The 22,085-nt window shown below is 61.2% G+C and carries 23 protein-coding genes; 8 read left to right on the top strand and 15 right to left on the bottom strand.

The window, feature by feature from the left end; all coding sequences use genetic code 11:
* Positions 1 to 160: 160 nt before the first annotated feature.
* The 3 genes from K1W69_RS18805 (at position 161) to K1W69_RS18795 (ending at position 3,535) form a co-directional block, all read left to right on the top strand.
* Positions 161 to 1,162, top strand: a complete 1,002-nt coding sequence (locus K1W69_RS18805) for a DctP family TRAP transporter solute-binding subunit (RefSeq protein WP_220229952.1) — start codon at positions 161 to 163, stop codon at positions 1,160 to 1,162.
* 69 nt (positions 1,163 to 1,231) lie between these two features.
* On the top strand, positions 1,232 to 1,912 hold the full coding sequence (locus K1W69_RS18800; protein ID WP_220229951.1) for a TRAP transporter small permease: 681 nt from the start codon (positions 1,232 to 1,234) through the stop codon (positions 1,910 to 1,912).
* 6 nt (positions 1,913 to 1,918) lie between these two features.
* Entirely contained in the window at positions 1,919 to 3,535 is a 1,617-nt protein-coding gene (locus tag K1W69_RS18795; RefSeq protein WP_220229950.1) for a TRAP transporter large permease, read from the top strand.
* Positions 3,536 to 3,553: 18 nt separating this feature from the next.
* On the opposite strand, the gene K1W69_RS18790 is transcribed toward K1W69_RS18795, so the two are convergent.
* Positions 3,554 to 4,723 carry a pyridoxal phosphate-dependent aminotransferase gene (locus K1W69_RS18790; RefSeq protein ID WP_220229949.1) on the bottom strand — a complete coding sequence of 390 codons (1,170 nt, stop codon included), beginning with the start codon at positions 4,721 to 4,723 and terminating at the stop codon, positions 3,554 to 3,556.
* A 103-nt stretch (positions 4,724 to 4,826) separates the two neighbouring features.
* Here K1W69_RS18790 and K1W69_RS18785 point away from each other — a divergent pair, with 103 nt between their 5' ends.
* Together K1W69_RS18785 and K1W69_RS18780 are read left to right on the top strand one after the other, a co-directional pair.
* The gene (locus K1W69_RS18785; protein WP_220229948.1) at positions 4,827 to 5,525 is read left to right on the top strand and encodes a GNAT family N-acetyltransferase; all 699 of its coding nucleotides are present in this window, start codon (positions 4,827 to 4,829) and stop codon (positions 5,523 to 5,525) included.
* Positions 5,512 to 5,733 (top strand): hypothetical protein, encoded by a 222-nt coding sequence (locus K1W69_RS18780; RefSeq protein ID WP_220229947.1) that lies wholly within the window; start codon positions 5,512 to 5,514, stop codon positions 5,731 to 5,733. The genes K1W69_RS18785 and K1W69_RS18780 overlap by 14 nt, the downstream gene beginning before the upstream one ends.
* Positions 5,734 to 5,744: 11 nt before the next feature.
* Here the strand turns inward: K1W69_RS18780 and K1W69_RS18775 are convergent, their stop codons facing one another.
* The 5 genes from K1W69_RS18775 to K1W69_RS18755 form a co-directional block, all read right to left on the bottom strand.
* The gene (locus tag K1W69_RS18775; protein WP_220230028.1) at positions 5,745 to 6,731 is read right to left on the bottom strand and encodes a uroporphyrinogen decarboxylase family protein; all 987 of its coding nucleotides are present in this window, start codon (positions 6,729 to 6,731) and stop codon (positions 5,745 to 5,747) included.
* A 178-nt stretch (positions 6,732 to 6,909) separates the two neighbouring features.
* Positions 6,910 to 7,872: a nickel/cobalt transporter gene (locus tag K1W69_RS18770; protein ID WP_220229946.1), complete on the bottom strand. Its 963-nt coding sequence runs from the start codon at positions 7,870 to 7,872 to the stop codon at positions 6,910 to 6,912.
* Positions 7,872 to 8,507 carry a DUF1007 family protein gene (locus K1W69_RS18765; RefSeq protein WP_220229945.1) on the bottom strand — a complete coding sequence of 212 codons (636 nt, stop codon included), beginning with the start codon at positions 8,505 to 8,507 and terminating at the stop codon, positions 7,872 to 7,874. The genes K1W69_RS18770 and K1W69_RS18765 overlap by 1 nt, the downstream gene beginning before the upstream one ends.
* A 109-nt stretch (positions 8,508 to 8,616) precedes the next feature.
* The gene (locus tag K1W69_RS18760) at positions 8,617 to 9,528 is read right to left on the bottom strand and encodes a LysR family transcriptional regulator (protein WP_220229944.1); all 912 of its coding nucleotides are present in this window, start codon (positions 9,526 to 9,528) and stop codon (positions 8,617 to 8,619) included.
* A gap of 2 nt (positions 9,529 to 9,530) precedes the next feature.
* Positions 9,531 to 10,730 carry an amidase gene (locus K1W69_RS18755; RefSeq protein ID WP_220229943.1) on the bottom strand — a complete coding sequence of 400 codons (1,200 nt, stop codon included), beginning with the start codon at positions 10,728 to 10,730 and terminating at the stop codon, positions 9,531 to 9,533.
* Positions 10,731 to 11,260: 530 nt separating this feature from the next.
* Between K1W69_RS18755 and odc2 the strand changes: the two genes are divergently transcribed.
* The gene (gene odc2, locus K1W69_RS18750; protein WP_220229942.1) at positions 11,261 to 12,394 is read left to right on the top strand and encodes an ornithine/lysine decarboxylase; all 1,134 of its coding nucleotides are present in this window, start codon (positions 11,261 to 11,263) and stop codon (positions 12,392 to 12,394) included.
* 6 nt (positions 12,395 to 12,400) lie between these two features.
* On the opposite strand, the gene K1W69_RS18745 is transcribed toward odc2, so the two are convergent.
* From K1W69_RS18745 to K1W69_RS18735, 3 genes are all read right to left on the bottom strand, one after another.
* Positions 12,401 to 13,375 carry a WD40 repeat domain-containing protein gene (locus K1W69_RS18745; RefSeq protein ID WP_220229941.1) on the bottom strand — a complete coding sequence of 325 codons (975 nt, stop codon included), beginning with the start codon at positions 13,373 to 13,375 and terminating at the stop codon, positions 12,401 to 12,403.
* Between the two features lie 13 nt (positions 13,376 to 13,388).
* Complete coding sequence (locus K1W69_RS18740) at positions 13,389 to 14,450, bottom strand: CobW family GTP-binding protein (protein WP_220229940.1); 1,062 nt, start codon at positions 14,448 to 14,450, stop codon at positions 13,389 to 13,391.
* Positions 14,451 to 14,513: 63 nt separating this feature from the next.
* A complete protein-coding gene (locus K1W69_RS18735; RefSeq protein WP_220229939.1) occupies positions 14,514 to 15,305 on the bottom strand; it encodes a creatininase family protein in 792 nt (263 codons plus the stop codon).
* Positions 15,306 to 15,475: 170 nt separating this feature from the next.
* Between K1W69_RS18735 and K1W69_RS18730 the strand changes: the two genes are divergently transcribed.
* Positions 15,476 to 15,952, top strand: coding sequence for a MarR family winged helix-turn-helix transcriptional regulator (locus tag K1W69_RS18730; protein WP_220229938.1), 477 nt, complete (start codon positions 15,476 to 15,478; stop codon positions 15,950 to 15,952).
* A gap of 146 nt (positions 15,953 to 16,098) precedes the next feature.
* Positions 16,099 to 17,115, top strand: a complete 1,017-nt coding sequence (locus tag K1W69_RS18725) for a LacI family DNA-binding transcriptional regulator (protein WP_220229937.1) — start codon at positions 16,099 to 16,101, stop codon at positions 17,113 to 17,115.
* Here the strand turns inward: K1W69_RS18725 and K1W69_RS18720 are convergent.
* The 6 genes from K1W69_RS18720 to K1W69_RS18695 form a co-directional block, all read right to left on the bottom strand.
* Positions 17,105 to 17,884, bottom strand: coding sequence for a gamma-glutamyl-gamma-aminobutyrate hydrolase family protein (locus K1W69_RS18720; RefSeq protein WP_220229936.1), 780 nt, complete (start codon positions 17,882 to 17,884; stop codon positions 17,105 to 17,107). The genes K1W69_RS18725 and K1W69_RS18720 overlap by 11 nt on opposite strands.
* A 66-nt stretch (positions 17,885 to 17,950) precedes the next feature.
* Positions 17,951 to 19,018: a 4-oxalomesaconate tautomerase gene (locus K1W69_RS18715; RefSeq protein WP_220229935.1), complete on the bottom strand. Its 1,068-nt coding sequence runs from the start codon at positions 19,016 to 19,018 to the stop codon at positions 17,951 to 17,953.
* Positions 19,011 to 19,685: a 4-carboxy-4-hydroxy-2-oxoadipate aldolase/oxaloacetate decarboxylase gene (locus K1W69_RS18710; protein WP_220229934.1), complete on the bottom strand. Its 675-nt coding sequence runs from the start codon at positions 19,683 to 19,685 to the stop codon at positions 19,011 to 19,013. The genes K1W69_RS18715 and K1W69_RS18710 overlap by 8 nt, the downstream gene beginning before the upstream one ends.
* Complete coding sequence (locus K1W69_RS18705) at positions 19,685 to 20,413, bottom strand: PIG-L deacetylase family protein (protein WP_220229933.1); 729 nt, start codon at positions 20,411 to 20,413, stop codon at positions 19,685 to 19,687. The genes K1W69_RS18710 and K1W69_RS18705 overlap by 1 nt, the downstream gene beginning before the upstream one ends.
* A gap of 20 nt (positions 20,414 to 20,433) precedes the next feature.
* Positions 20,434 to 21,324 carry an amidohydrolase family protein gene (locus K1W69_RS18700; RefSeq protein WP_220229932.1) on the bottom strand — a complete coding sequence of 297 codons (891 nt, stop codon included), beginning with the start codon at positions 21,322 to 21,324 and terminating at the stop codon, positions 20,434 to 20,436.
* The gene (locus K1W69_RS18695; protein WP_220229931.1) at positions 21,321 to 22,013 is read right to left on the bottom strand and encodes a TetR/AcrR family transcriptional regulator; all 693 of its coding nucleotides are present in this window, start codon (positions 22,011 to 22,013) and stop codon (positions 21,321 to 21,323) included. The genes K1W69_RS18700 and K1W69_RS18695 overlap by 4 nt, the downstream gene beginning before the upstream one ends.
* Positions 22,014 to 22,085 lie beyond the last annotated feature (72 nt).

Below are 22,085 nucleotides of genomic sequence, written 5' to 3'. Positions count from 1 at the left end.
TGTCTTTCGGGAGGGGCAGTTTCGTATCGACACTGAAGATCGAAGCGCATCCCTGAAACAGCATGACGTATCGAGCCGGCCCCGAGCCGGATGAGCAAATGAAGTCGAACGGCCAAAGCCGTTCGCTAACAGCAAGAGCCAGGGCTCTCTGGAGGAGACTATGAAGAAATTACTCGGCGCCGTTTCGGCAATCGCACTCTTCGCATCGGCAGGTCAGGCGATGGCTGCCTGCGACGATGGCGAAATCGTCATCAAGTTCAGCCACGTGACTGCTGACAGCGGCCATCCCAAGGGCGACGCCGCCAACGCGATTGCGGCGCGCATCAATGAAGAAATGAACGGCAAGGCCTGCATGGAGGTCTATGCGAACTCCACGCTGTTCGACGACGACAAGGTGATGGAAGCCCTGCTGCTTGGCGACGTTCAGGTCGCCGCGCCTTCGCTTTCCAAGTTCGAGGCCTATACAAAGAAGTATCGTCTCTTTGACCTACCGTTCCTGTTCTCTTCCATGGATGCAGTCAACAACTTCACGGAAGGCCCGGTCGGACAGGAGATGCTCGGCGCTGTCGAGGACAAGGGCTATACCGGTCTTGGCTATATCTATAACGGCCTGAAGCATTTTTCGGCGAACAAGCCGCTTCTGACGCCGGAAGACGCGCATGGCCTGAAGTTCCGCGTTCAGACATCGGACGTCGCGGTCGCCATGATCGAGGCGATGGACGCCTCCGCCCAGAAACTCGCTTTCAAGGAAGTTTACGGCGCATTGCAGACCGGCGTTGTGGACGGTCAGGAGAACACGTGGTCCAACATCTACAAGCAGAAGTTCTTTGAAGTGCAGGATGGCGTCACCGAGACCAACCACCAGCTTCTCACCTATCTCGCGATCACCTCGACCGACTGGCTGGACAGCCTGCCTCAGGATGTTCGCGAGCAGTTCGTGACGATCTTCGCCGAAGAAGTGCGGAAGGCCAACGCCCAAGCAACTGAAATCAATGAGCAGGCCAAGCAGGGCATCATCGCCGCGGGTGGCGAAATTCGCGAGCTTACGCCCGAGCAGCGCAAGGTCTGGGTCGAAACGATGAGACCCGTCTGGGACCAGTTCAAGGACGACATTGGTGAAGATGTCATCCAGGCTGCTGTGGATTCCAACTCAAGCAGCTGATTGTTCACCGGATAAACCGGATGCCCGCGTGATTGCGGGCATCCAAGACTTCGTCACGGGGAGGGCGAAATGGGGGAATTCATTATTTACGGGATCATGGCGCTCGTCGTCGTGATATTTTTTCTTGTCGAACGGGCTAATCCTGAAGCGATCGCTCGTTTCGAGGAAAATGTGCTGGCGGTGCTGCTGGCGCTTATCACCATTGTCTCCTTCTCCCAGGTCATTGCGCGTTACGGCTTCAATTCCGGGTGGGGCGGGGCGCTTGAATTCACCCGCATCCTGTTCGCATGGATGATTCTTTTCGGTATGAGCTATGGCGCGCGCGCCGGCTTGCATCTCGGCGTCGATGCGGTGATCCGGTTGTTTCCCGCGCGGCTTTTCCGCGTCGCCGCGCTGTTCGGCGCGTTTTGCGTGTTTGCCTATGCGATCACCCTGCTGTGGGCGTCGTGGCTGAATCTGTTCGGCGCCGACACCAAGGGCGGAGCCATCTTTTACTGGAACCGCATGTTCCAGATCGGCATCGGTCTCGATGATCTGCGTTATCCGGAATGGATGCAGGAAACCTTCGGACTGCAGGACCGGATCCAGCGCTGGATCGCCTATCTCATTCTGCCGGTCGGTCTCGCGCTTCTCGCATTCCGCGGCCTTCAGGCGATGATCCAGATATGGACGGGCGAACGCGACCTGATCATCGCCGGACACGAGGCGGAAGATCTCGTCGCTGAAAACCGCAACGTGCTGAAGGACTGATTCGAGATGACCGCAGCCATTCTCTTCATCCTCGTTCTCGTCCTGCTGTTTCTCGGCGTTCCCGTCGCCGTGGCCCTGGGGCTGTCTTCCATCCTGATCATCGCCTTCTTCTCGGCCGACTCCATGTCGTCCGTGGCGCTGCAGCTCTTCACGGCGTCGCAGAACTACACGCTGCTGGCCATTCCATTCTTCGTTCTCGCCTCCGCCTTCATGTCGACCGGAGGCGTCGCCAACCGGATCATCCGCTTCGCGATCGCGGCCGTTGGCAGTTTTCGCGGCGGGCTGGCCATGGCGAGCGTGCTGGCCTGCATGCTGTTTGCGGCGCTATCGGGATCGTCGCCCGCCACCGTGGTCGCAATCGGCACGATCGCCATCGCCGGCATGCGCCAGGTCGGTTACTCGAAGGAGTTCGCCTCTGGCGTGATCGCCAATGCGGGCACGCTCGGCATCCTCATTCCGCCGTCGATCGTGATGGTCGTCTATTCGGCCGCGACCGATGTTTCGGTTGGCCGGATGTTTCTGGCCGGCGTCATTCCGGGCATCGTCGCCGGTCTGATGCTGATGATCGCGATCTATGTCATGGCCCGCTACAAGAACCTGCCGGCCGAGCCCTGGAAGGGCGTGCACGAACTGGTCGAGGGCGGAAAACAGGCCGGCTGGGGCATGTTCCTGATCATCATCATTCTCGGCGGCATCTATGGCGGTGTCTTCACGCCGACCGAAGCGGCGGCGGTGGCCGCCGTCTACGCCTTCTTCGTGGCGATCTTCATCTATCGCGACATGGGTCCGATGAAGGGAATCCCCTGGGTTTCGGAAACCGATTCCGACAGTCGGCGCGTCGGCTTTTCGGCGACCGTCTATGGCCTCGCCTTCTTCTTCGTCTGGATGATACTGTCATTCTTCGCGACCGCCGATTCCGAAACCGTGACGCTTGCCCACCGCTTCTGGGTCGGGGTGATCCTGTCCGTCGCCATCACCATCGCCTATGCACTATGGCGGGGAACCGGCGGCGTTTCCGCCTTACCGTCCTATCTCACAGCGGGATTTCCGGTCTGGGGACGCAATTTTGGCCTGATGGGACGCAATTTCCTGCGCGCCTTCTTCAACGAGGAAACCCGCAAGGTCATGGTCGACGCCTCGCGCACGACCATCATGCTGATGTTCATCATCGTCAACGCGCTGCTGTTCGCCCATGTGCTGACCGGAGAGCGGATTCCTCAGTCGATTGCGGAAACGATGATCGGGATCGGCTTCAACTGGTTCACCTTCCTGATCGCCGTCAACGTGCTGCTTCTGATCGGCGGTCAGTTCATGGAGCCGTCGGGCCTTTTGCTGATCGTGGCGCCGGTTGTCTTCCCCATCGCCATGGAACTTGGCGTGGATCCGGTGCATCTGGGCATCATCATGGTTGTGAACATGGAAATCGGCATGATCACGCCGCCAATCGGGCTCAACCTCTTCGTCACGTCAGGCATAACGGGGATGAGCCTGATGCAGGTGGTCAAGGCGGCGCTTCCGTTCGTCGCCGTGCTGTTCGTCTTCCTGATCCTCGTGACTTATCTGCCGGCGCTTTCGACCACGCTGCCCTATGCGCTGATGGGGCCGGAGATCGTCACGCGGTAGGCGGCGGCCGGTTCGGTTTCACGCCGGGTTGAGAAACCGGTCGATCCGCTCGATCGCGGCGGCGATGTCATCGTCGGAAGCGGCGCAGGAGAGGCGGATGTAGCCTTCTCCCAATGTGCCGAAATCCGGACCGCCAACGGTGGCGACGCCGGTCTCCTCAAGCAGGGCCGAGGCCAGTTTCCTGGATTTCCATCCGGTGTCGCGAATATTGGCGAAGGCGTAGAAAGCGCCCTTGGGCAGGATGCAGCTCACGCCCTTTACGCCTTCAAGCTTTTCGGTCACCAGTCTGCGGCGCCGGTCGAAGGAGGCGATCATCGCGTCGACCTCGTCCTGCGGTCCGTCGATCGCCGAAACGCCGGCGAACTGGCTCGGCGCATTGACGCAAGACCAGCAGTTGACCGCCAGCTTGCGCACATTGTCGTAAAGCCCGTCCGGCCAGATCGACCAGCCCATGCGCCATCCGGTCATCGCCCAGGTCTTGGACCAGCCGTTGAGGACGATCAGCCGGTCGCGGATCTCCGGAAAGGTCAACAGCGACGTATGCGTTTCGCCGTCATAGGTCATCACGTCGTAGATCTCGTCGGAGAGGATCGCGACGCCGGGGAATTTTTCAAGACCCGCAACCAGCTTCTCGATCTCGGCGCGGGGTGTCACGCCGCCCGTGGGATTGGCGGGCGAATTGATGATCAGCAACCGCGTGCGGTCGGTGATCAGCGACAGGGTTTCCTCTGCGGAGAAGGCGAAACCGTTTTCCTCGCGGATCGGCACCGGCACGGCCGTCGCGCCCGTATAGTCGATCATCGACCGATAGATCGGAAAGCCGGGGTCGGGATAAAGGATTTCGGCGCCCGGCTCGCCAAACATGATGATCGCCGCAAACATGGTCGGCTTGCCGCCAGGCATGATCATAACGCGATCCGCCGGGACCTCGACGCCGGTCGTGGTCAGGGTTCGGCGGACGACGGCTTCGCGGGTAGCCTGCAGCCCGTTTGCGGGCGTATAGCCATGCTGACCGTCGCGCAGCGCCTTTACGGCCGCCTCGACGATATGCGCCGGCGTCTTGAAGTCCGGTTGGCCGATGCCAAGATTGATGATGTCCCGGCCCGAAGCCTGCAGGGCTGCAGCGCGGGCAAGAACGGCGAAGGCGTTTTCCTCTCCCAGACGGTCGAAGGCCGCAACGGTTTTCAAGTCTCTCTCCCGGATAGCAATGGTCGATCCGTGACCTGTTCGATCTGGTCACGACCTGCTCTAACCTGTAGATGGATATCCGTAAACATGCAGATCGGGCGCAATGGCACGAAATCTCGAACACTGGACCGGTTGTCCCCGGCCTGAACGCAAGGCGCTGGAAGGCCGCTTCGCCCGACTGGAGCCGCTGTCGGCGGCCAGGCATGGAGACGGCCTGTTTTCTGCCGCGACGGTCGACGACGCGGCCGCGCGCTTTACCTACCTGCCGGAGGTTCCGCCGTCCTCCCGCGCCGATTTCCAACCCTGGCTGGACACCGCGCAGGCAAGCGACGATCCGCTTTACTTCGTCGTGATCGACAGGGAGAAAGGGGTCGTCGGCGGCCGCCAGACCCTGATGCGGATCACAGAAGGTATGGGCGTCATCGAGATCGGCCATATCTACTGGAGCAGCATGATCGCCCGAACGCCGGTCACGACCGAAGCCTTTTTCCTGTTTGCGCGCCATGTGTTCGATACGCTCGGCTATCGACGCTTCGAATGGAAATGCGACAACGCGAACGGGCCTTCGAAACGCGCGGCGCTGCGTTTCGGCATGACGCCGGAAGGCGTTTTCCGGCAGGCCGCCGTGGTCAAGGGCAAAAACCGCGACACCGCCTGGTTCTCGATCATCGACGGCGAGTGGCCGGTTCTTCGCAACGCGTTCGAGCAATGGCTCGATCCTGCGAATTTCGATAGTGAGGGCAGGCAGATCCGAAGACTTGAAGAGTTGAGACCAAAAAGGAAGTCCAATGACCAGGAATGACCGCGCTTCCGCGATTGCGGCGGCGATCATCCTCGCGGGGGCCTTCGGCCTGTTCTACTTCATGCCGCAGATCATGCTGTTTCTCGGCGAAATCTCACCCTGGCTCGCCATCGTGATCGCAGTGCTATGCGTGCTCGCCTTCTTCGCCGTCTTCTGGCTGCGCGGACTTTACAAGCAGCGCCATGACGGCGACCCGGATGAAGGCTGAACGTTCGCTGGTTACTGCAGCTCTTTCCTGACGATCGCGGCGCCGTCGGCCATGGCCTTCATTTTGCCGTAGGCGATGTCGCGCGGCAGGTATTTCAGTCCGCAGTCAGGCGCGACGACGATCTTGTCCGCCGGATGATGCTTCAATCCCTTGCGAATGCGTTCGGCGACCACGTCTGGCGTTTCAACGGTCATGTCGGAGAGATCAAGCACGCCGAGGATGATCGTCTTGTCAGGCAGCGTTTCCAGCACACTGCAATCCAGGTTGGACTGGGCTGTTTCGATCGAGACGGCGTTGCATTTGCAGGCTGAAAACTGCGGCAGGAAGGAATAGCCTTCCGGACGTTCGTGGATGATCGCCGCATAGCCGAAGCAGATATGCACGGCGGTCTCGCCCGTGACGCCGTCAAGCGCCCGGTTCAACGCGTCCAGTCCGTATTCTTCGGCCGTCTGCGGCCGCGCCTGCATGTAGGGCTCGTCGAGCTGTACGATGTCGGCGCCGGCTTCGAACAGGTCGCGAACTTCCTCGTTGACGGCGGCGGCGTAGTCCATCGCCATCTCGGCTTCGCTGTCGTAGAAATCATTCTGCGCCTGCTGCGACATGGTGTAGGGGCCAGGCACGGTGATCTTGATGCGGCGGTCGGTGTTGGCGCGCAGGAATTTCACGTCCTCGACCTCGACGGCGTGCTTGCGGCGGATTTTTCCGACCACGCGCGGCACCGGATTGGGATGGCCGGAGCGGTCGAGCGCCGTTCCCGGATTGTCGATGTCGACGCCTTCAAGCGCGGTTGCGAAGCGGTTGGAATAGCTTTCCCGGCGCTGCTCGCCGTCGGTAATGATGTCCAGACCGGCGCGCTCCTGATCGCGAATGGCGAGCAGCGTCGCGTCGTTCTGGGCCTCTTCCAGAAATTCTGGGTCGACTCGCCACAATTCCCTGGCGCGGGTGCGCGGCGGAAACCGGCCTGCAAGCTTGTCGCGGTTAATCAGCCATTGCGGCATGGCGTAGGAACCGACGAGAGATGTCGGCAGCAGGATCTTGTTGGCGTCGCTCAAAGTATTCTCCTCCTAGGTGTCGATGCGGCGTAGCCGTTCAGGAAGGAGCAATACGCGATAATTGACCTTGCGGCTAGAAGGACGGCGCCGAAGGTCGTGCCGTCGGGCAGGCGCACGAAAACGCCTAGGCCTGGAGCGCGGCGGTCAGCAGTGTGAGCCCGAGGATCAGAACCAGCGCCGCGCCGGCGATCTCGATGACGTGGGTGACACGCATGGCCGCCGATTCCGTGCTTGCGAAACGCACGGCGACCCCTTTGGCGGTCACGGCCAGGGTGGCGAGTATGGAGACGGTGATTGCGGTTCCGATCGACATGGACGCGACCGACAGGAGCCCGCCAAGGTAAAGTCCGTTCAGAAGCGCGAACGTCAGCACGATCAGCGCGCCGGAACAGGGCCTCAGACCAATCGCGACGATGGCCGACCAGGCGCCGCGCAGATCAAAATCCGCTGACTGGAGCTTGACCGGATCCGGCGCATGGGAATGGCCGCAGGTCGCGCATGCTCCATCGGGACCAACCACGTGATGGTGATGATCGTCATGCGCCGGCGACGGGCGCAATTTGCGAAACAGCAGCCAGCCGCCGAAACCTGCTATCAACGCATAACTGGCGATCTCGAGCCACCAGGTCGCAACGGTCATGGATATTCCGCTTCCGCGCAACGCGAAATAGGTGACGCCCACGACGCCGATCGCGACAAGCCCCTGCATGATTGCGGCGAGAAAGGAAATCGCAACGCCGCGGCGCAGCGCCTGCTCATTGGCGATCAGATAGGAGGAGATCACGGCCTTGCCGTGCCCGGGGCCTGCAGCGTGGAAGATGCCGTAGCTGAAGGACAGCCCGATGAGCACCCAGAGTTTCGTCGGGTCGTCGCGCATGGCCTTGAGCGCCGTCGAAAGCGAGCGGTAGAATGTCTGCTGCTGGGTATTGATCCAGCTCATGACTGAGCCGAACAGTCCATCCGTCTTGATGGCGGGCTCCGCCGCGCCGATGCCGAGAGACGACTGAGCGAGCGCCGCGTCGGACAGCGCCAGAGCGAGCGCGCAGGCGAGGCAAATCAGGATCGCTGTCTTGCGCCCGTCAGACATCAGCAGGATATTTGAAGCCTGGTGGCGAAGAATTTCGAGGAATCATTGCCCGCCGGATCGTTGAAGAAGGCGTCGGTGAGCATGTCCTGGTTCTGCGAAATGATCTCGTCGGCGTCGGGCCTGATCACCTTGCGACTGCATGCGCCTGCGTTTCCCTTGACGACCATGTCCTCGTCGTTGAAGAACTCTATCGCGGTGTACATCGTCGGATCGTAGGTCCCGAAGGACATGTCGCCCGTCAGGGACATTTTTTCCGACGGCTTGACTGCGAAGAAGAGCAGCAATTGCCCGTCCTGGAAATCGGCGTGAATGACATCGGGCGGCGTGACGCTGATTTCCTTGCCGTCCTTCGTCACGAAGGTGAAGTAGTTGTAATCGGCCAGTGAATCCTTGATCACCGTGCCGACTTCCGCGAGTTCGTCGTCTTCAAGCTCGAGATCGGCGTTGGCGTCGAAATCCAGCATCACGGTCGAGGAAAACAGTTCGTCGAAGCGCCACACATGGCGCAGCTGGTCGACGCCGCCCTTGTCGTCGATGATCACCTCAAGCCGGGCCTCCGCAAAGACGTGCGGATGGGCGGCCGCCGCTGAAGCGGAAGCAAGGGCGAGGCATCCTGCGGTGATCAGCGTCTTCATGCGATCGGATCTTTCACGGAATCGACAATCCTTGTGTGCTGGCAGGCGATTGAGGCGGTTGTTTGATCGGTTGCCCCATATTACCCGGATTGCGGCAGGAATGCACCTGTTACAATGCCGCATGGCATCCTGGATTCTGTTTGAACCAGGCGGCCATGAAGTCGACGAAGGCGCGGACCTTGGCCGGGAGGTAGCGCCGGTGCGGATAGACCGCGTAGATGCCGGAATCATCCTGAAGGCGGTCTTCGAACAGGCTCACGATTTCGCCGTTGCGGATTGCAGGCCAGGCGATGAAATCCGGCAACAGGGCGACGCCAAGCCCCGATCTTGCGGCCTCCAGACTGGCCATCGGGCTATTGATTTCCATCGGACCCTTCACCGTTACCGAGACCATCGCGTCATTTTTGCCCTTGAACTGCCAGTTGTTGAGCGATCTTGTGTTGGTGTCGGTGATGCAGGGAACCCGTGCAAGATCGGTCGGCTCCTTGAGATCCGGGTGGCTGGCCATGAAGTCGGGACTGGCGCAAACGAAGACCCGGAACGGCGCCAGTTTGCGGGCGATCAGTCCGGAGTCGGCCAGGCGGGTAATGCGGATGGCGACGTCGAAGCCTTCTTCCACAAGGTCGACGAACCGGTCTTCCGAGGTTATTTCCAGCCTGATTTCGGGATTGGCCTTTGCAAACTCCACCATGCAGCGCCCGACTTGCGCGTCCGTGAAGGTGCGTGGCGCGGAAATGCGGATCGTGCCTTTGAGGTCGGCGTTGTTCTCGCGCACGAGATCCGCCAGGTTGTCGATCTCCTTCAAGATGTCGGAGGCAGTGCGGTAATAGGTGTGGCCGGCTTCCGTCAGGGAAAACTGGCGGGTGGTCCGGTTGAGAAGCAGGGCTCCGAGATCGTCTTCCAGTTCCCGGACATATTTCGAAAGCAGCGCCTTCGAGCGACCGTTCTTGCGGGCGGCGGCGGAAAATCCCTCGGCCTCGACGACGTCGATGAAAGCGCGAATTCTGGTCAGTGAGTCCATGATCAACTCCCGTTGGCGGCCTCGAGGATGCGCCGGCCCAGCCGCAGCAGGGCCCGGTCGGATCCGGCGGGCCCGAAAAGCGACAATCCGAAAGGCGCATCCGACACCGTCGCCATCGGCAGGGTCAGTTGCGGCATGCCGGTCAATCCCGACAGGCACAACATGCGCAGCGCCCTTTCGCGATAATCCTGAATGGCTTCGAAGGATGCGTCGGCGAGCGGCGCGGCTCCAGGCATGGTCGGCATCAGGATCAGCCCGTCGTCGCCGAGCAGTTGCTCCACTTCCCGCGTCAGGTCACGCCTGCGCCGGGTCTCCTCGTCATAGGTCTGGCGGTCGATGGTTGCGCCATAGTCAAAACGTTCCCTGACGCCCGGTCCGAGGTGGCGATCCTTCGCAGATATCCAGACGCTATGTTCGCGCCAGGCTTCATGGGCCTGGATGTTTCGAAAACACCAATATCTCTGATCGGCGTCGAGGCTTTCTATTGCTGTTTCACCAGCAGCGCCAAGCACGCCCTGCGTCTTTGCGAGCATGGTTTCGTAGGCCTCTCGCGCGTCCGGTGCAAGAAGCAGCGCTTCCATCTCGGGCAGTCGCTTGACCCGGGTGAACCGTGCGTCGGAATCCGGCAGCAGCAGGCCGGCGACCCGCTCGTAGAGCTCCATGTCGCGCGCGAACCAGCCGAAGACATCGAGGCTGGGGGAGAGCGCCATCGTTCCTTCGAGAGATATCACGCCGTGCGTCGCCCTGAGCCCGATCAGGCCGCAGAACGAGGCCGGGCCACGGATCGAGCCTCCCGTGTCGGAACCCGTCGCAATATCGGCAAGGCCACCCGCCACGGCGGCCGCCGAACCGGAGGAAGATCCGCCGGTGACGCGATCTGGCGCGGCCGGATTGATCGGTCTCGGATAATGCGCGTTGTCGCCGGTGAGAGAAAAGGCCAGCTCGTCGGTCTGGGTCTTGCCTGTGAAACTGGCGCCCGCGTCCAGCAGGATCTGAACGGACGGCGCCGTGCGCTCCGCCGGACCGGTTTCGTTCTTCCAGTCGGGGTTGCCCCGGCCGGTGACGTAGCCCGCCACGTCGTAGATATCCTTGACCGCGAGACTGCATCCCGCAAGCGGTCCCGCGCCGCTGGACGCGACCTCGGGGCCGGGGCTCTCCATGAATGCGTTCCAGGCGTCGGATGGCATTTTTGTCGCGCTCATTGTCTCAATATACTGAACTGTGGCTTATATGTCGTTCAACGAAATTGGATGCAATACAGCCATGCAAATTCGTTGCAAGTTTTTACTTGATTATAACAGCGGCAACGACTATCTGCGTCTTGCCCAAAGTCGCACGTGCCTGTGGGTGTCCGCCGACCCTCGAATTGGTGAGGTCATCGGTAAGGTACCTGGAACTAACCCCTCCAGTCGTTCTGTCGGCCAACCTTCAGAGCGAGGACATCTTGAAGCAACGACGGTGCGGGCCTTTATGGTGTCTGCCGGCCTTCCAAACGCCGGGGTTACTGCTAGAGGCACACCTTCATTGCCGGAAGTGCGGTTGGGACTCCCATCCAATCCAAGGCAGACAAAGCCAGACGTATCGCTCATTGGGGGCGGTCGTCCCTCGTCGTGTCGCATATGCGTCGCATGCCCGGTTCTCCAACGCCTGGCAGGCGGCAACTATGAGATACCCTTTGTCTACCGGATCCGTCCGGTAAAGGAGCGCAAGGCGCTCCGATTGGGAGAGTGTAATGACCACTGATCGAATTCGCGATTTTCTCAACACCCGACGACCCGACGGCCCCTGCCTCGTCGTCGATCTCGACATTGTGCGCGACAATTACAGCGCCTTTTCGCGTGCGCTGCCGGACAGCGCCATCTTTTACGCCGTCAAGGCGAACCCGGCCCCGGAAATCCTGCGGATGCTGGCCTCGCTTGGCTCCAACTTCGACGCCGCTTCGGTCGTCGAGATCGAACTGGCTCTCGAAGCCGGCGCGACGCCCGACCGCATCTCCTACGGCAACACGATCAAGAAGGAGCGCGATATCGCGCGCGCCCATGATCTCGGCGTGTCGATGTTCGCCGTCGACTCCTGCGAGGAAGTCGAGAAAGTCGCCCGTGCAGCGCCCGGCGCACGGGTCTTCTGCCGCGTGCTGACCGACGGCGAAGGCGCCGAATGGCCGCTGTCGCGCAAATTCGGCTGCGTTCCTGATATGGCGTCGAAGGTTCTCGGCTATGCGAACGACCTCGGCCTCGAAGCCTATGGCGTTTCTTTCCATGTCGGCTCGCAGCAGACCAACCTGGAGGCCTGGGACCGGGCGCTCGCCGATGCGCGCCGCGTCTTCGACGCGCTGCTGAAGCAGGGCATTCAGCTGCAGATGGTCAACATGGGCGGCGGTTTTCCGACCCGTTACCTGAAGGACGTTCCGACCGCCCAGGCCTATGGCCAGGCGATCTTCGAAGCGCTGAGCCGCAATTTCGGCAACCGTATTCCGAAGACCATCATCGAGCCGGGCCGCGGCATGGTCGGCAACGCCGGCGTGATCAAGGCGGAAGTGGTTCTGGTGTCGCGCAAGGCCGACAACGACAATCTGCGCTGGGTCTATCTCGACATCGGCAAGTTCGGCGGTCTCGCCGAAACCATGGACGAGGCGATCCGCTACCAGATCCGCACGCCGCGCGACAGCGACGCTGTAGAGCCCTGCGTGCTCGCCGGTCCGACCTGCGACAGCGCCGACGTCATGTACGAAAAGGTGCCGTATCCGCTGCCGGTGTCGCTGACCATCGGCGACGAAGTGCTGATCGAAGGCACGGGCGCCTACACGTCGACCTATTCGTCGGTCGCCTTCAACGGTTTCGAGCCGTTGCGGTCCTACGTGATCTGACGTCGCTCAGGCCGACAGGTCGATAACCCCGCACTCTCCGGCTTCCGAGCCGAACGCCAGTTGAACGCCCCGGCTGTTCCATGCCATGGAACTGATCGGGGCGTTTCCGCCTCTGCGCATCACCGCTTCCTTCTGATCTCCGAAACGAACTGCGAGCACCATCCCGTCCGTGTAGCCGATCGCCACCACATCGTCCGACGGGTGACAGGCGACGAAGGTGACCATCTGGTCGCCGCGCGTGCCGAGTTCCAGCGGCGACTTGCCCATCGGGCCGTCCTTGCCGGTAAAGGGCCAGACAATCGCGGCCGGCGCTCCGGACGTCGCCAGCCATTTGCCTTTTGCGCTCCAGCTCAGCGACTTGACCTTGACCGGATAGCCGCTCATGCGCATGTCCCGATTGTCCTTCAGCCGCCAGCCGTGCAAGGCGTTTTCCTGCATGGTCGACACCACGTAAGCGCCGTCCGGTGAAAAATCGACGTCGGTGTGCGCGCCTTTCCATTCGAGATCGACCGCCGCCGCCTGGGTCCCGATCCAGTGCAGCGACACGCCGTTGTAGCGCGCGACGGCGAGCCGCATGCCCTTCGGGGCGAATGCCAGCCCCTCAACGGTGCGCTGTTCGGCAAACTCGTGCGTTTTCCCGCCTTCAAGGACGACATAGGACGACCGGCCCGCGCTGTAGGCGACGCTCCCGCGCGGTCCGGCGGCAACGCTGTTGATCCACTTGTTGGGCAGCGAGGCGATTTCTCGTGTCTCGCCGCTACCGTCTATGCTCCCGACCTTCCCGTCTTCGCCACCGATGAGCAGCCGCTTGGAAAACGGATCGGCGCTGGCTGAAACCATGCCGTCGCAGAGCTGGGCATGATGATGGCCGTGGTCGAGCCAGTGGACGGTCCCGTCGACCAGAGCAAAGAACGGAACATCGCCCAGAAAGGCGGCGGCAAGACAGTGAGCGTCAAGGTCCAGAGGCGCGACTGTGGCCATTTGCGAGAGACGCTCAGGCCTGACAGGCTGCGAAGGTTCGGCGATATTTCTCGGCGTCGAGATCACGGCCGATGAAAACCATCCGGCTTTCGCGGTTTTCGTCAGGCTTCCAGACGCGCTCGTGATCTCCCTCGATCAGCATGTGGATGCCCTGAACGACATAACGCTCGTCATCGCCGTCGAAGGCGATAATTCCCTTGAGACGCAGAATGGAAGGACCGTCATTCTGGGTGATCGACTGAATCCAGGGGAAAAACAGGTCCGGCCGGAGCGGGCCGGCCTTCAGCGATATCGACTGGATACTGGTGTCGTGAATGTCCGACGGGTGATCATGGTGGTGATGGTCGTGACCGTGATGGTGATGATCGTGGTCGTGGTGGTCGTGATCGCAATCCGGTCCGCAGACATGCCCGGGATCGTCGTGGTCGAGGAAATGCGGATCGTTCTGAAGGGCCTTCTGCAGGTCAAAGGCGTTGCGGTCGAGGATCTTTTCGAGATTGATCGCGGCGCGTTCCGTACGGTGTATGCGCGCCGACGGATTGATCGACCGGATCGTCTGTTCGATGCGCTCGAGTTCGTCTGCGTCGACGAGGTCGGTCTTGTTCAGCAGCACCACATCGGCGAAGGCGAGCTGGTCTTCGGCTTCGCGGCTGTCCTTCAGACGCAATGGCAGGTGTTTGGCGTCGACAAGCGCGACGACGGCGTCCAGCCTCGTTTTCGACCGCACATCGTCATCCATGAAAAATGTCTGGGCGACGGGCGCGGGATCGGCGAGGCCTGTCGTTTCCACCACGATCGCGTCGAAGCGGCCCGGGCGGCGCATCAGGCCTTCGACTACGCGGATCAGATCGCCGCGCACGGTGCAGCAGATGCAGCCATTGTTCATGTCGTAGATCTCTTCGTCGGATTCGACGATGAGATCATTGTCGATGCCTATCTCGCCGAACTCGTTGACGATCACCGCATAGCGTTTGCCGTGGTTTTCCGTCAGGATCCGGTTGAGAAGGGTGGTTTTGCCTGAGCCGAGATAACCGGTCAGGACTGTAACAGGAATGGGGCTTGCGGCTTCGCTCATGAAAAAAGCTCCGGGAAGAATTCGAGACTTGATATAGGACCATGGCGGCTCGCGCGCCAGTGGTCACGCGAGACGTTCGAGATCGAATCCATCAACGTCGCGCAGCAGGTCGATGAAACCGGCGACCGAATGGTCGATCAGTCTTTGTCCCTTTTCAGCGGTCGCAGCCAAGGCGTTGCCGGTTGCTCCCTTCGGATTGAGGTCGCGCATTTTCCAGCCAAAGGCGTGTGGACCGTAGGCGCGTAAAAGCCGCGTCTCGTGTTCGAGTTCCGCCTGCAGTGAGAGAAAGTCGTCGGCGCGCTTCATGTCGACGAGATCGGGCCTGAGCGCCAGCATCACAGAGGTCTCGATTTCGCCGGCGTGGATGCCGAACGCCTTTTCGTCCGCCGTGATCGTATCGGGCGGCAGTCCGAAGCGCGTCCAGCTTGTCGCCACAGCCAGCATTGCGAACCGGATACGGGCTTCCGTTGCGACGATCGTCATCAACGGAGAATTTCCGCCATGGGCGTTGAGCATGACGAATTTGCGGACGCCGGCTGCGTGAAGGTCTCCGGCGATTCCGAGCCAGCGGTGTACGGCTTCGTCGAAGGAGAGTGTCTTCGTATCACCGAAATCGACATGTTCGACCGAATAGCCGACCGGCTCCACCGGCAGAAATGTCACCGGCAGATCATTCGGAAGCACGGAAATGACGTGTTCGACAATTCCCTCGGCGATTATCGAATCGGTTTCCGGCGGCAGATGCGGGCCATGCTGCTCTAAGGCGCCGAGCGGCAAAACGGCGATCCAGTCCGAACGGTCTGCGTCGTCCAATCCTGGCGGATTTTCCGACCATCTTGGTTCCGGTGATGTCATGAACCAAGCGGTTACTCGTGTAAGCGGTCCCGGTCAACGGTCAGGCCAGAAGGAGACTTCGGCGATTTTACCGTTTATACAATCTATGGGTGCATTTTGATTTCGGCACAGTCAACGCGTATAGTGGTCTGTCCGTATGCATTCCTTCGCAACCGTAGAGGGGACCCGAAGTGGCCAAAAAAAGCAAATCCAACGGAGACCGGAAGAAGAACGCGGACCGGGAGGTTGATCTTTTCGCACAACTTGCGGCGACCGCGCGCAGCTCCAGAACGCTGTTGTCCAGGCAATTGCTGGAAGTGGGTCTCTATGCCGGCCAGGATTCGGTTATCCTGTCTCTGGACGCCAATAACGGTCAGCCGCTGTCGGCGATCGCCGCCGAACTTGGCGTGCGCGCGCCCACAATGACCAAAACCATAAGCCGGCTTGCCGCCCAGGGGTTCGTCGAGAAGCGCGAGTCCGAGACGGACGGCCGACAGTCCCGGGTATTTCTGACGACAGAGGGCCAGGAAGCCGTCAAGGCGGTCAGGAAGGCGGTGAAGCGCTCGCAGAAATTCGCCACCGAAGGTCTCGTCGCAAAGGACATAAAGACTCTTGCCAAGCTTCTGAAAAAGATCGACCAGAATCTGGTCGCGGCTATCGACACTTGATCCAGGACAGCTCAAGGAGCGCGTCTGCGCGCCCATCCTGGCGCAACAGTTCCGCCGGCGCTCTTTAAAACTTTTTAATTTCACTTTAAAAGCGAGCGCGCAGGTGACCGGCGCGCAGGCCGGTCCTATTCGAAAGGGTTTGTGTATTGGTCCAGAAGGTCAAGCTTTCCACGATCGCCGACTCGCTGGGGCTTTCCACCGCTACGGTGTCGCTGGCGCTGCGCGACAGTCCTCTGGTCGCCGATGCGACACGCGACCGGATCAAGGAGCAGGCGCGCGCGCTGGGCTATATCTACAATCGTCGCGCCGCCAGCCTGCGCACATCGCGTTCCGGCATCATCGGCGTGGTGGTGCATGACATCATGAACCCGTTCTACGCCGAAATCCTGCGGGCCATCGAAAGCGAACTCGACAGGAACCGGCAAACCTTCATCCTCTCTAACCACTATGATTCGGTGGAGAAGCAGCGCAATTTCATTGAAACCCTGCTGCAGCTCGGCGGCGACGGCGTGATCATGTCGCCGGCTATCGGAACGCCGAAAGACGATATTCTGCTGGCCGAAGACAACAACATGCCGGCCATTCTCATCGCACGCACAGTCGACGATCTGGATGTCCCGATCTTCCGCGGCGACGACGCCTACGGCATTGCGCTGGCGACAAACCATCTGATCGGACTGGGTCACCGGGTGATCGCCATGGTGGGCGGCACCGATCAGACCTCGACCGGCCGTCACCGCTACGAAGGTTATGTCGCGGCGCTCGAGAAAGCCAACATAAAGGTCGATTCCAACCTGCGCATTCCCGGTCCGCGCACCAAGCAGGCGGGATTCGAGGCGGCGGTCAATTTTCTGTCGCTGCCGCAGAAGCCGACGGCCGCCGTATGCTGGAACGATCTGGTGGCGATCGGGCTGATGAACGGCATCGCCAGAGCCGGCCTGATTCCCGGCAAGGATGTGTCTGTCACCGGTTACGACGACCTGGAAGAAGCCTCGATCGCGACGCCGTCTCTGACGACCGTCTGGAACGGCCAGTCTGAAGTTGGCCGCATGGCGGCGCGCGCGCTGCTGGACAAGCTCAACGGTTCAAGCGAGGCGGACGGATTGCATCTGATCCGGCCGGAAATGCGGATTCGCCAGTCGACGACGCCGCTCAAGCCGTAAGCGCTCTTTCTCTGCTCCTGGCATAGGACCGCACGGCGTCTCCGAACGCCTTGAAAAGCCGCTGTGAAGTTGCATCGGTGGTCGCCCAGTATTCCGGATGCCATTGCACGCCGACGGCAAATCCCCGCGCATTCGTCACTGACACCGCCTCGATGACCCCGTCGTCGGCGACCGCCGCCACGCCGAGCTCAGGCGCCAGATTTCCGATTGACTGACGATGCAGAGAATTGACGCTTGTTTTATCCGCGCCAAGAATAGTGGCGAGGCAGCTGCCCGCCTCGATTTTTATCTGCTGGCGGATGGAAAAGCGGACATCCGGATCGTCGCTTTCGACACGGCGGTGATCGAGATTGCCTTCCTTTTCATGAATCTCGGTGGCGATCGTGCCTCCAAGCGCGACATTGAGCTCCTGGATGCCCCGGCAAATCGCAAAGAGCGGAACGCCGCGCTCGATCGCGCCGCGGATCAACGGAATGCTGGTTGCATCGCGTTCCCTGTCGTAAGGCCCGTTGGCTTCTGTCGCCTGCTCGCCATAGAGTTCCGGATAGACATTGCTGCGCGCGCCGGTGACCAGTACGCCGTCCACCCGGTCGAGCACGGAGGCGATCGCTTCGGCGGCGCCCTCTTCCAGGCCGAACGCGGGCACGATCAGGGGCACGACGTCTGCGGCCTTTAGCGCAGCGTCGACATATTGGCGAGGCGAGGCGTGCCAGTCATATCCGTCAGTGTGCTTGACGTCTGCTGGGAGCGCCACGATTGGCTTGGTCATCTGCATCTCCTGGCTGGCTGTGCGCCAATGCGTTCGCCGGCAGATGCACACAAGTGCGACGACCGGTCAAGCCGGATAGACGAGACCTTCAAACAGTTTGCGCGCGGTGCGCACAATGGCCGCCTTGCGAACCTTGACGCTGTCGCCCTCCGGCTCGGTTTCCATCACCACGCTTGTCTCGCCAATCGGATGTTCGACCGAAATCGTTTTACGGTCGCCGGCCGGAATTTGCGCCATTTTGTGAGCGGGCGACCCAGGCAACATGCAGGCCGTGGCGACGCTGACAGCGCCGAGAACGCCGATCGAAGCGTGGCAACGGTGCGGAATGAAGGTGCGGGTGCAAATGGCGCCGCCCTTTGCCGGCGGCGCGATCAGGGTCATCTTCGGCACCGATTTTTCCCTGACGTCGCCAAGGTTCATCATCGGCCCGGCTTTCAGACGCAGCCTTTCGAGCCTGGCCTTCATTTCCTCGTTGCTCTCAAGCTCCTCGCGGGTCTCATAGCCGGTGATCGCAAAATCCTTCGCGGCGACCACGACCACCGGCATGCCGTTGTCGATCAGCGTCGCCTCGACCCCGTCGATCATGTCGACGGCGTTTCCCGTCGGCAGCAGGGCGCCGCAGGTCGATCCGGCGGCGTCCGGAAAATCCTCGAGCACCGGCGCCGCGGTTCCGGGAACGCCGTCAATGGACGCTTGACCGCGATAGCTGACCTTTCCTCCCGGCGTGTCGATCGTGACGATGGCCACCTGATCGGAGTTTACCATGTAAATCCGGGCCTCGGTCTTTTCCACACCCGCTTCGACAAGTCCCTTCTCGACCGAAAACGGCAGCACAGCGGAGAGAATGTTCCCGCAATTCTGGGCGTCGGTGACGATCGCCTGATCGACGAAAACCTGCAGGAACAGGTAGTCGATATCGGCGTCTTCACGTTCTGAGCGGCTAATGACCGCGACCTTGCTCGTCAGCGGGTCTGCGCCGCCGATGCCGTCTATCTGCCGCGGATCGGGGGAGCCCATGATGGACAGAAGCAGCCGGTCGCGCTCTGTGATATCCGCTGGCAGATCCTGCTTCAGGAAATACGCGCCCTTGGACGTGCCGCCGCGCATCCAGACGCAGGGAATTCCCTCAGACATATTTCAGGCCCTTCGCCTTCAGTTTCTCGCGCATGCCGTAGACGTCGAGACCCAACTGGCCGGATTGAAGCTTCTGGCGAACCTCCGCTTCCTTTTCCTCGCGCGCCTGCGATTTCGCCACCACGTCGGCCGCTTCCTCACGCCGGACGACGACGACGCCGTCGTCATCGGCGACGATGACGTCGCCCGGATTGACGAGTTCGCCGGCGCAAACCACCGGCACATTGACGCTTCCAAGCGTTTCCTTGACGGTGCCCTGCGCTGACACCGCCTTCGACCAGACTGGAAACCGCATCTCGGACAGCGGCTTGATGTCCCGGCAGCCGGCGTCAATTACCAGACCGCGCACGCCGCGCGCTGCAAGCGACGTCGCCAGCAACTCGCCGAAATAGCCGGCGTCGGAGGGCGATGTCGGCGCGACGACCAGAATGTCGCCCTCCCGACACTGTTCGACCGCCACATGGATCATCCAGTTGTCGGCGGGCGCCAGCGAAACCGTCACCGCCGTTCCGGCGACGAGAGCGCCCGGATAGATCGGCCGCATATAGGATGCGAGAAGGCCCTTTCTCCCCTGCGCCTCGTGGACGGTGGCGACGCCATACTGGCCGAGCGCGTCGCGCGCCGCTGCCTCGGCGCGTTCGATGTTCTGTACGACAACGGCGCTCATCACAGTTCATCCACGGTTCTTGGGAAGATCGACTGGAAACCTTCGGCGTAGCGCGCCGGTCTGCCGCCAGCCTGGCCGCCGGAATTGCGGCGAAACTGGTTGCCGCGGTTCTCCGCGACATTGGTGTAGTAGTCCCACAGATGTTCCTGCCCCTCCATGCACTCGATGGCGGCGCGTTTCTTCTCCCAGACATCGGTGATGTCGAGAATGGTGTCGGGCTTCCAGCCGCATTGTTCGGTCTGGTGCGGCTCGAAAAGATACATCTGCGGCGCGCCGAGCACCTTTTCCCCCGGCTTGTGACCCCAGGCCTGAGCGATCATGCGGGCGTCCAGCGTCATGCGCGTGGCCGCCGGATGATCGGTGTTGTAGGGATCGTCCAGCGAATGCGACAGCACGAAACTCGGTTGCACCTGGCGGAAGACGTCGACCAGCCGGTCTATTGCGGCGGCGTCGATGTTGAGCGGGTAGTCGCCGATATCGAAGAGCACAAGATCGGCGACGCCGAGCGCTTCCGCGGCAGCTTCCGCTTCCGCCTTGCGCGCGACTTTCACCTTTTCAAGCGTCATGCCTTCGTTCTTCCAGAGCTTTGCGGATTCGCCGCGTTCGCCGTAGCTCAGGCAGACGACCGTCATGCGGTATCCGCGTTCGGCGTGCAGGGCGATCGCGCCGCCGGCGCGCCAGACGAAGTCCGCGGCGTGGGCGCTGACAACCAGTCCGGTCTTGTCCATGGTTTCTCCTTCCTTGTTTCTCAGGTCCAGTAGAGGCGGGTCGGATTGTCGACCAGCATTTTTCGTCTCAAGGTTTCGTCCGGGCATATGCGCGCGATGCGGTCGACCAGCAGTCCGTCGTCCGGCATATGGCTCACCATGTTGGGATGCGGCCAGTCGGTGCCAAAAAGCACCCGGTCAGGCAGGATCTCGATCAGCCGCCGCGACACCGCGTCCGCGTCAAGGTAGGGCGGTCCCTTTTTGGACAGACGTTCGGGACAACTGACCTTGATCCAGAACCGGTCACTGCTTGTCAAAAGCCGCTCCAGCCGCTCGAATTCCGGGCAATCAGCACCCTTCTCGACCGGTACGCGGCCCATGTGGTCGAAGATCACGGGCACGTCCACGCCTTCCAGAAACGGCTGGATCTCGTCCATCTCCTCAGGTTCCGTATAGATAACGACATGCCAGCCGAGCGGCGCGATCTTTTCCACGACGCTCAGGCGATCTTCGAGTGACTGGCGCGCCTTCAATCGCTTGACGAAATTAAAGCGAACGCCGCGCACGCCTGCTTCATGGAGCGAGGCGAGTTCCCTGTCGTCGATATCCGGACCGACGATGGCGATGCCCCGGCTGGTGTCTCTGGAGGCCTGCAATGCATCGACCAGAGCCGAATTGTCGGTTCCGTGGCAACTCGCCTGAACGATCACCGCCCTTTCGAAGCCAAGGAATTCCTGCAGCTTGAACAAGAGCTCCTTCGGCGCATCGACAGGAACATAGCTGCTCGTCGGGGAATAGGGGAACTTGTTCGCAGGTCCAAAGACATGACAGTGGCTATCGCAGGCGCCTGCTGGCAGAACGATATGTGGTTTGCCCGGATCGGGATCAAAGGGCAGATAGCCTGGTGTGACCATTTGGTGTTTCGCCGTCATGTTGAGGTTCGGCCGTCGCCGGCTTTGGAAAGGTCACGGAGCGAGGCCGCCGTGGCGTGCACCAGTTGGTCGATCGCCAGTTCGTGATCTTCGCCGCTTGACGCACCGCCGGTGAGGCGGTCGATGCGGTCGCCATTGACCAGTGTGTAGTACAGTGCGCCCAGCAGGAAATGGCAGCGCCAGACAATCGCGTTGCGATCGGCGCCGGGAATGCAGCCGGCGATCGCGTCGACGAATGCGTGGCTGGTGTCATCGAAGGAGGCCGAGATGATGCGCTGGGCGGCTTCGTTGCCCTCCATCGACAGGATCGCCCTCACTCTGGTGAACCGGGCGCCGCCGCCGGCGACGTCGGATTGCGAAGAAAACGCCGGCAGCACAAATGACCGGATCACCGCCAGCAACCGGTCTTCCTGATCGTTAATGCGCTCGGCTTCGCGCAGCAGTTCCATGCGCCGCTGATTCATCGGGTGCGTGTGGCGTTCGTAGATTTCGGCGAGCAGATTTTCCTTGGCGCCGAAATGATAGGTGACGCTGCCGAGATTGGCGCCGGATGCGCGCGCGATCTCGCGCAGACTGACGGCGTGGTAGCCGTGTTGCGCCATGAGCGTCTCCGCGGCGTCGAGGATCGCATCCCGCGTGGATGGCCGCGCCTTCTTGTACGGTCGTTCAATCTTTTCGTTCTTTTGCATAATTGCATGTTAAATGCATCCAAAGCGAAGCCAAGTCAAACGGACTTTGTCGCAGGCGCCGGAACATCGCCC

Origin of the sequence: Flavimaribacter sediminis (genome assembly GCF_019492055.1) — a bacterium.
Taxonomy (GTDB): Bacteria; Pseudomonadota; Alphaproteobacteria; order Rhizobiales; family Rhizobiaceae; genus Flavimaribacter; species Flavimaribacter sediminis.
Note: the sequence above shows the minus strand (reverse complement) of the source record. Positions and strands in the feature narration are given on the sequence as shown.